Raw genomic sequence first — 9,875 nt, 5'->3', positions numbered from 1 at the left:
ACGAAGTAATACATCATGCCCAGGAAGCCGGCTGTCAAAAGGAAACCTACAGCGTTATGTCCGTACCACCATTGAACCATGGCATCTACAGCACCTGAGTAGATTGAATATGACTTAGTAAACGACACTGGTATCGCGAAGCTGTTCACAATATGCAGCATGGCGATAACAACAATAAAGCCACCGTAGAACCAGTTCGCCACATAAATGTGCGATGTCTTACGAATAGCCAATGTCCCAAAGAAAACAATGAGATAAGCAACCCAAACGACAGCAATCAGGATATCGATTGGCCATTCCAGTTCTGCATACTCTTTGCTGCTAGATAGGCCCAAAGGCAGAGTAATAACCGCTGCAACGATGACGGCCTGCCAACCCCAGAAGGTAAAAGCTGCCAACTTATCTGAGAACAAGCTCACTTTACAGGTCTTTTGAACCACGTAATAAGAGGTAGCAAAAAGTGCACTGGTACCAAACGCAAAAATAACCGCGTTAGTGTGTAGTGGGCGAAGACGGGAGTAGGTTAACCAAGGTGTATTGAAGTTTAGCTCTGGCCAGACTAGCTGAGCAGCTATCAATACGCCCAACGCCATACCGACGATACCCCAAATAATGGTCATGACAGTAAACTGCCGAACGACCTTCATATTATATTCGATCGGTTGTTGTGGAATTGTTTGACTCATCTTTTAAATCCGCAGTGATTAAGATCAGGAAAAAGGTGACTTTTACCAGACACGATCCATGTAAAAGTACGTGCATTTTACGTCTTGTGACTCAAAAGGTACAGGGCAGATTACTATTGTCCCTAGTCTTTTTAAGGTTATTTTGTTTTAAACCGGCTCACAAGTTGACTCAGATCAATGCTGTTTTTACTGAGATCCCGGCTTACTTCAGATACCCGCGTATTTGCGTCCTGGTTAGCATGGGAAAGGTCAGAAATGCCCGTGATGTTTTCATTCAAATCTTTAGTGACCCGACTTTGTTCATCGGTGGCTGATGCAATTTGTATGTTCATACTGGAAATATTGGCGACCGCTTCCTGAATTTGGCTGATTGCTCGTTCGGCTTTCAACGCCTCTTCGTTGGTCGATGCTGAGCGGTGCTCCACATCATTGATAATTTGACTGACCTCTTTAATTGCTCCCTGAATGCTTTCCACAATAGAGGAGATTTCATCGGTTGAATGTTGGGTTCGGGTTGCTAAAGTCCTGACTTCATCAGCAACTACAGCAAACCCACGTCCTGCATCACCGGCCCGGGCGGCCTCAATAGCTGCATTTAATGCAAGTAAGTTCGTTTGTTCAGCAATTGCAACAATAACACCGAGTATATTACCAATCTTATCTGAACCGTCCTGTAATAACCGGGCCTTCTCACCGGCTTTACCCAATTCAGAGGTTAGTGCCTCAATATTATTGACCGATTCACGAACAATAATTGCTGAACGACCAGCTTCTTCATCGGCAGTATTCGCTGAATCGGCGGCCTGACGGGCATGGTCGGCAACTTCCGAAGCCGATGAAGATAATTCAGTGATTGCTGTAGCGATAGAACTTGTTTGAGAACTTAATTCATCACTCTGTCGACTGCTCGTAGCCGATAAGTCAGTGAGTTGACTAGCAGCCTCGCTTTCATGTTTAGCACTTTCCTGAACGCTTTGTACGAGTTGCTGTATTTTGTGTACAAAAGTATTGAAAGAGGTCGCTAATTTAGCGAGTTCATCAGAGCCAGAGTCATCGAGCCGCCGGGTTAAATCACCTTCACCTTCAGCAATATCAAACATGGCGTTATTAATCGTTTTCAAAGGACGAGTAATACTGCGTATGATCAACACAAGCACTAAAAGAAGGGGAATTGACAGGAATGCAGCTAAACCAGCTAATTTGAAAAATTCCTGCCACAACATGCTGGTAATATTATCGGTGTACTGACCTGTCCCCATAATAAGGTTCCAGGGTTCAAATACTCTTATTCTGCTAATTTTAGGAACCAGGTTGTTGGCATCACTGCCTTTTTGCCATATGTATTCCACGGTAGCGCGGTCAGCTGAACGTGCTTTCTGGACCATTTCCTGAAACAGTCGAGTGCCTTCCGGATCTTCGTAGCTGGTTACATCTTTGCCGACTAATTGTTTAGAGAAAGGGTGTTGTACTAAAACACCGTCACGACTTAGCGTAAATATGTACTCCACGCCTTCGTAGCGAATGTTATCAAGGCGAGCATAAGCTTCCGTTCTGGCTTCAGATTCGCTGAGGTTACCATCCTGATATTGCTGGTGATAATGGCTGACTATGGTATGAGCTGCGTCAAGTACGGCGTTGAGTTTACGTTTTTCTTCCTCAACCAACAGGTTATTCAAAATGAACATCATAAACGCGACCATTAGTGCAGTACCTAAAGCGGCAATTCCCAGTAGTGAAACCAGTCTCTGCGTAATACTTAACTGCTGTATGATCTTCATTGATGATCCTTAGTCAACCGACGGAAAGCTTACTTAATAAGCTATCGGCAGTTTACAAAATATTTACAGTAAAAAAATAGAGCAAAGATCAATATTTTGTCTAAGAATTCACCCCTCGTTTTTTTAGTACCAGCGCAGATAGTGCAGGCAAAGTGAAAATAGTAACAAGCGCAGCACCTATGAGACCAAACATCACAATAGCCCCAACCCCGCGGTAAAGCTCTGTACCAGCGCCTGGAATAAAGACCAGGGGAGCAATACCACACAGTGTTGTTAAAGTGGTAATAGTAATAGGTCTGACCCGCGACAATAGACCTTCCTGAACGGCTCTCTTGATAGGGTAGTTTTCTTTATCACGTAGGTAGATTGCACGCTCCACAACCAAAATAGGGTTGTTGATTACCGTTCCCATAAGAATAAGAAAGCCCAGCATAGTGATCATATCGAACGGTTGATTTAGCGGTTGTAACCCAAAGACTGGCAATAGCTGACCAACACCATTCATCAGAGCCAAGCCGGCAATACCTGCACTGATCCCCATGGGAATAGTCGCCATAATAAGCAGGGGGTAACCCCAGTGAGCAAAAATAGCCACCATCAGCAGATAAATAATAGCTATTGAGATAACGTAGTTTTCGCTTAATGCTGCCTGCGTTTCTGCCAGTTGATCGGCAGCTCCCGATAACTGAGTGGAGATGTCTGCTGCTATAACGCCTTGCTCTCTTAAGTGCTGCAGCACTTGGGTTCGCACCATTTCAACACCGGACTCAAGAGCCACCGATTCTGGAGGTATAATATTCAAGGTTACGGTACGTCTACTGTCTACCCGGCGAACCGTACTGGTATCAACTATTTGGCGCACTTCGCTAATGGCGTTTAGTGATACCGGGCGGCCATTTACGTTAAGAACGGGTAAGTCATCCAGCATTTCCGGGGTTACTTCGGTACCTTTTTCGCTATAAAGATACATATCAATTTTATCGTCGCCCTGGAAATACTCACCGACAAAGGCACCGCCTGTCAGCGCAGAAACCGCATAACCAAAACTGTCTGCATCTAGACCTAACTCACTCATACGCTCCCAGTCGGGTCGTATTTCTAATAGGGGTTGTGCCAGCGTAAGTGAATTAGGAGTTGACTGTATTCTTGGGTTATCAAAAACCTCCTGTGACCGGTTATATATTGCACGCGCCGCAGCATAAACTTCATTAAGCTCCCGACCACCAACATCCACATTAATGCTGCGGGTGCCGCCGTCATTACTGCTAATAATTGATCCTTTAGCGGCAAAAGCCCGCATACCCGGATAACGTTCGTAAACCTCTGTTATCACACCCATTAATTCGTCAATTCTGTTTTTATCACGAGTCTCAGCAATAATACGAATGTTTGAGGGTGCCACACTAAGGCTCATTGTCTGAAGCGCAGGAATGGTAACGCCTGAGCGTGTTACTTCTGCCTCTTCCGTCATTAAAGCCGGATCAAAAATAGCTCTAATTTCGTCACCAATAGATGACATGGTTTTTAAGTTGTAGCCCGGCGGTGCACTCATTGTGGCGAAGGTTTTTGCTTCTTCACCCTCTGGCAGATATTCCGCTGGCGGCGTTAGAAACCACCAAATACCTACGACCGCAACAAAAGTAACGCCCACAGTGGTTAACTTGGAGTTCTTTGAAGCCAGTAACTTTTGACTCGCAGAATCAATACGGTTAGTTAATTTGTCGGTGACTTTTGTTTTGGCTTCAGCAGGGAAGTAGGCCGCTAACAAAGGTACTAAAGTTACAGCGACAAACATTGAGGCAATAATCGATGCAGAAATGGCAATAGCAATATCCGAATAGAGCTGCCCGGCTTCCTGAACGATAAAGAGTATAGGAAGAAAAACCATCACGGTCGTGAGTGTTGACGTGAGTACCGCAGTCCAGACTCGTTTTACTCCCTCAATAGCCGCTTCTTTAGGATTTAACCCTTTACGTCGCTCCAGCTCGATACTTTCCAGCACAACAATCGTGTTATCCAGTGTCATGCCAATGGCAAAGGCAATACCGGCTAAAGAAATAACATTAATGGTTCTGTCGAGTAACAGCAGCCCTAAAAAGCCGGCCAGAGTACAAATGGGGATGCCAATCACGGCAATAAGCGTTGCGCGCCCGGAGCGCATCAATCCGTACATGACTAAAGTTGCAAATAGGGCGCCCAGTAATAGGTTAAAGAGCACATTTTGGACGGAACTTTCCACATAGCGAACATCGTCCGAGTTTAATGTAATTTCCATTCCGGCAGGGCGAAGTAACTCTTCATTGATGCGTTCGACTTCGTCCATCATGGCATACTTGATATCAATGACATTAGAACCAAGTTCACGTTGAACCTGCAAGCTAAGTACCTGCTGGCCTTTGAACCAGGACTCGCTGTTAAGCTCAAAGTGATTAAAATCGATGTCAGCCACGTCTTTAAGTCTAACCAGGCTGTCACCGGTCCTACGGATAATTGTGTTTTCAATTTCTTCAAGTGACTCGAACCGACCAACGGTTCGTAGCAAAAAACGGCGTTTACCTTGCTCCAGTTCACCTGCCGAGGTGTCGCGGTTACGACTGCTAATTGCAGAGCGAACCTCATTAACCGACACGTTGTATTGAATGAGGGCGTCTTTGTCCATCAGAATACGAACTTGTCGCTGAGCACCGCCGCTAACGTTTACCTGAGATACTCCGGCAACCGATGACATTCGCGGTCGTACATTATCCTCAATGTAATCTCGCATCATAACCATATCGATATTCTTCGGATTATCCTCAATAGGAGCGACGCGAAAGTACATGAAAGCATTACTTGAAAAAGACGCGGAAAAAATTCGAGGTTCGTCGACATTCGCTGGGTAATCCGGCACCTGACTTAACGCATTGTTAACCAGGATTAATGTTTCAGTAACATCAACACCAAAAGGAAAGTCCAGTTCTATACTCGCTTCGCCATTACTTGCACTGCTTTCCATGCGCTGTAAGTTAGGTACCGTACGAAGAAACTCTTCCTGCTCGATGAGTATTTCTTTCTCTATGTCCTGAGGCGTAGCACCGGGCCATTGTGTCTGAACAGAAATGGTTCGAACTTCTAAATCCGGTATCATTTGTACGGGAATACGGAGTGCCGCAGTAATGCCCAGCAGGCAAAGGATCAAGATAGAGACTATAGTTACGTGCTTATGCTTAATAACCGCTTCAATCATAATCCGCAGACTCCGTCAGCTCCAAAGCCTGCCCATCGGTCAGGGCCTCATTCCCCCGGACTATCACGCGCTCACCATTATCCAGGCCGTTTTCTATTTCCACATAGCCGTTAAACCTCAGGCCAAGTTCCACCGGTCTTTCAATTGCCTGCCAATTATCATTCTCTTTTTTTGCGACCCAAACCGATGTACGGCCATCACTGTAACGCACTATAGCGTCTTGCGGCACGGCGGTTTGTCTGCGTTTTGTATCAATTTCAAAGGTTGCAGTTAAAGGTATGCCTGCAATCCAATTGTCCGGATAGTCGCCCGTAATGCGAACCCGAAAAGAGCGATCATTTCCGTCCACATAGGGCACAACTCTTTTAATACTAGCGCTAATAGAAGTTTCTTTGTGACTGAGTTTCACCAATGTGTCAGAGTCAATAGAAGGGTAATAAGACTGCGACAGAAAAACATCGGCGTAGCGGTCTTTGTCGGCAACTAACTGAAAAACATTCTGATCAACACCCAGCCATTCACCAAGGTCAGCGCTTCGGTTTGTGATAACACCATCATAAGGCGCTTTAAGTTCATGATATTCTTGGTTTACTTCGGTTTCTTTTAACAAAGCTCTGCTTTCAGCCAGTTGTGACTCTGCCACCTGAACCCTGGTACGCGAACGTCGTAAGTCACTTGCTGGTACAAAGTCCGTTTCAGCAAGTGTGTCTAATTCATTCAGTTGTTGTTTTTCATCTTCCAGAGTCGCCTGAGCACTTTGTACCTGCGCTTGCAAAGACTCTATCCGGGAGTTTATCTGACGCACATCTAACGTGGCCAAAACATCTCCCTTACTGACCGAGTCGCCGGTATCCTTTTGAAGCTCTAATAGTTTCCCTTCAACCGCAAAACCAAGCTGCGAGTTATTCATGGCTGAAAGGGTGGTTGGTACTTTAACTGTGTTTACTATCGGTTTTTTATTCGCCTCGATATACTCAACGGGTGTTTGAGCCTGCGTTGTACTAGCGACCAATAACGACGTTACTATTAAGGATTGTTTTAACCACGATGTCATCATTCGCACTCAGCCGGTTATTTAAATTGAATATTTTATAAGCTACGCAAAAGTTCAAAGATTCGATTACTATTGTAGACCAGAGCTTTAATTTAAGGTGCCTGCTATGAGTCTTACCGATCCAAAAACATTTGAGTGTCCTTATTGCATGACAATTAACGATATTGAAGTGGACTGGTTAAATGATATTGGGCAACAGCAGATTGTCGATTGCCAGGTCTGCTGTCAGCCAATAGAAATAGAAGTAATACAATTAGGCGATGAGATACAAATAAAAGCGCACCGCGATGACGAATAGGGTGGGCTTTATGAAGTTATATAGCAGCGATTTCTTTAGAGGCTTGCTCGAACCCTTGTTGACGGGGTTCATCGCCCATATTCATTCCTTCTGCACGAACTACAGTAACGTCAGTAATTCCGATAAAAGAAAGTGCCTGCTTTAAGTAACTTTCCTGATGATCCAATGCCTGCATATCACCCTCAGAATAAATGCCCCCACGGCCTGAAGCGATATAAACTTTCTTGTCCTTAACTAAGCCCTGTGGACCTTGTTCCGTATATTTGAAAGTTACTCCGGCCTGCAGCACCCGATCAATCCAGGCTTTCAACTGCGTAGGGATAGTAAAGTTGTACATGGGCGCACCAATAATAATGGTATCTGCATCAAAAAGTTCTTGTACCAACTCATTAATCAAAGGTTTATCTTCGGCTAAAAGCTCTTCAGCCGTAAGGTGATCAACCGGGTTGGCAACCAAGTCGCGGTACACAACCGTTGTTTCTTGGTTATTTTTAAGCTGAGAGAGAATGTCGCGAGTTAATTGGCGACTAACTGACTGATCAATAAAGATACCCGAATCTAAATGTAAGACTTTCATACAAACCTCATTATTCTCTTTTTTAAGATAGGCACAGTATAATTCGTTCCAAATACTTTAATAAGAAGCTAAAATGAGAACTTACGTTCCATTAACGGAACCTTGAGGTTTTTATGTCTTTTCCCGATGTCACAAATTACTATCTATTTGCCCAAGTTATCGCCTCCGGCAGTATTAGCGCTGCCTCAAGGGATTTAAGTCTGCCAAAATCAACCATAAGCCGGAAAATGACTCAATTGGAGGAGGAACAGGGCACAAGACTTTTTCACAGAAGTCGAAGCGGCCTTAAACTAACTGATGTTGGCCGTGAGTTTCTGGTGCATTGTGAACGCCTTGTCAGTGCTGCGGAGTCAGCTCAACAAGTCACTCAGCGTCTACTGGATAAGCCGCGAGGAAAAGTTGAAGTTAGCGCGCCTTATGCAATCAGTCAGAGTTTGTTAGTTCAGGTGTTACCAGAATTCATGAGTTTGTACCCGGAGGTCGAAATCCAGCTCGTGGTTACTAACCGTCCAGTGAATCTGGTTGAAGAGGGCATTGATGTTGCCTTGAGGGTTAGACCCACCATAGAAGACTCCAGCCTGATTGCCAGACCAATTAGCCAGGCACCTCAGACACTTTACATTGCGCCCGGCTTAATTCAGGACAAAGCCATTCTGAAACCCGAAGATTTACTAAAATTCGAGCATCTCAGTATGCACTACACAAACGGCCGCTATGGCTATGAACTGATTCACAGTTCGGGCCAGCAAAAGAATATCAGAATAAAACCACGGCTTATTACCGACGACATGATTGTGTTAAGAGAAGCCGCAATCAAACAATTAGGGATTGCCGCTTTACCTAATTACCTCTGTAACGAAGCGGTCAATAATGGCGACTTAGTTCCGGTATTAACCGACTGGCATTTGCCAATCGGAATTATGCATATGACGTACTCACACCGACGGGGAATTCTTCCCGCTGTACGTGTTTTTATCGACTTTCTTGCCGAAAAGCTTCCAGATCTAGCTCAGCAGCAGTTTTAAAAAGTAAGCACTTCGTAGTGCTGTTATACTGATATAGTTATTATTTAACATAATATACATTATACGCAATTATGTATTTGAAGCAGATACCTTCAAATTCCGCTATTTCTTTAGAAGGTTCTTCGGTGGTTCCCCGGTTGGCGTTGCCAAGGAATAAAGTACGCACCACCAATACAAGAAATTGAACTCTGGCATTGGTTGTTTCTGGCGTCGTGACAAGATGACAAAACGACAACGTTACCGCCTAAGTTGTACATTTAGCTCTTAATCTGTCTAAAGCCTGTTGTCGACTTGCAGGCTGCATTGTTCTTCTCCGTTTTTTATTACCACAGCAAAACGCTCTCAATTAGCCATTTCTGTTATCATGTCTTTATTGCTAGTTAAGGAAGAACAATTCAATGAAATTAGATAATTTCGCATTGCAGCCACAAACAAATGAATGGCTGAATGAGCTGCCGGCCGAACTTAAAGAAGATGCATTAGTTGGACAAAGACGAGCTGTTAATGCATTGAACAACGCCTTGCGCCAACAAGGCACTTATTCAAATATCTATGCGTTGTTTCCTACAGGGCTTTTGAAGCGCGATCTTCTCGACTCATATTTTAACGACAACCATTGGGAATTTACGCAGTGGTATGACTGGATTTACCTGGCAAACCCAACAGATCCACTAAGGCCATTATGCGTGAATTTACCCTCAGGTAGCGCTGATGCCGCTATCAAAGCTATCTGGGGGTTTCTGCAACGTCCACTAGACCAGCGCGACGAGGCCTACAAAGCGATAATTGAGCAGTTTGATACCCATAAGTTGCGTGATTATATGCAGCAGATTAGAGATAAAAAAGCCGAGGAAATTCAGGGTGAAAGTCTGGCTTCTGTTCTTGTAGGACATGAACACCCTGCCCCTTATTATTATTGCGACCGCGTAACCGAAGAGCGTTTGTTCGGACATATTGGGGTTCAATCCATTGAAGGCACAGTTAGCTCAGAGCTTCACCTTATTGAAGCGGGCTTACTGCACAAAGCAAATGGCGGTGTATTGGCCATTGAAGTTGCGCAATTGCTGGAAAATATCAAGCTCTGGAAACGTTTAAAGGACGTTATAGAAGGCGGTGAATTTGAATGGCCAAGACAGTCTCCTGATTCAGGTGCTGCTTTTTTCTATCGGCCTGAGTCAGTCCCTGTGAGCATAAAAATTGTTTTACTCGGCTCTCGCAACGAGTACGCGCA

General features: G+C 44.6%; 8 protein-coding genes. 3 read left to right on the top strand and 5 right to left on the bottom strand.

The window, feature by feature from the left end; all coding sequences use genetic code 11:
• From B3180_RS13700 to B3180_RS13685, 4 genes are all read right to left on the bottom strand, one after another.
• Positions 1-686: cbb3-type cytochrome c oxidase subunit I (locus tag B3180_RS13700; protein WP_286845063.1), on the bottom strand; the 686-nt coding region annotated here is incomplete at its 3' end.
• Between the two features lie 137 nt (positions 687-823).
• Entirely contained in the window at positions 824-2,464 is a 1,641-nt protein-coding gene (locus B3180_RS13695; RefSeq protein ID WP_286845061.1) for a methyl-accepting chemotaxis protein, read from the bottom strand.
• Between the two features lie 100 nt (positions 2,465-2,564).
• Complete coding sequence (locus tag B3180_RS13690; RefSeq protein ID WP_273023071.1) at positions 2,565-5,690, bottom strand: efflux RND transporter permease subunit; 3,126 nt, start codon at positions 5,688-5,690, stop codon at positions 2,565-2,567.
• A complete protein-coding gene (locus tag B3180_RS13685) occupies positions 5,683-6,747 on the bottom strand; it encodes an efflux RND transporter periplasmic adaptor subunit (RefSeq protein WP_278358688.1) in 1,065 nt (354 codons plus the stop codon). Before B3180_RS13685 ends, B3180_RS13690 begins: the two co-directional genes overlap by 8 nt.
• Before the next feature lie 103 nt (positions 6,748-6,850).
• Here B3180_RS13685 and B3180_RS13680 point away from each other — a divergent pair, with 103 nt between their 5' ends.
• Positions 6,851-7,042: a CPXCG motif-containing cysteine-rich protein gene (locus B3180_RS13680; protein ID WP_054487742.1), complete on the top strand. Its 192-nt coding sequence runs from the start codon at positions 6,851-6,853 to the stop codon at positions 7,040-7,042.
• 16 nt (positions 7,043-7,058) lie between these two features.
• Here the strand turns inward: B3180_RS13680 and B3180_RS13675 are convergent, their stop codons facing one another.
• The gene (locus B3180_RS13675; RefSeq protein WP_199494807.1) at positions 7,059-7,619 is read right to left on the bottom strand and encodes an FMN-dependent NADH-azoreductase; all 561 of its coding nucleotides are present in this window, start codon (positions 7,617-7,619) and stop codon (positions 7,059-7,061) included.
• A 113-nt stretch (positions 7,620-7,732) separates the two neighbouring features.
• On the opposite strand from B3180_RS13675, the gene B3180_RS13670 reads away from it, so the two are divergent.
• Both B3180_RS13670 and B3180_RS13665 read left to right on the top strand, forming a co-directional pair.
• Positions 7,733-8,644 (top strand): LysR substrate-binding domain-containing protein, encoded by a 912-nt coding sequence (locus tag B3180_RS13670; protein ID WP_054487747.1) that lies wholly within the window; start codon positions 7,733-7,735, stop codon positions 8,642-8,644.
• Positions 8,645-9,042: 398 nt separating this feature from the next.
• A partial coding sequence (locus B3180_RS13665) for an AAA family ATPase (protein ID WP_286845060.1) occupies positions 9,043-9,875 on the top strand: 833 nt, incomplete at its 3' end.

The organism is Idiomarina sp. UBA4206, from assembly GCF_002383015.1.
In the GTDB taxonomy this organism is placed as follows: domain Bacteria; phylum Pseudomonadota; class Gammaproteobacteria; order Enterobacterales; family Alteromonadaceae; genus Idiomarina; species Idiomarina abyssalis.
This window is presented reverse-complemented; position numbering and strand designations above follow the sequence as displayed.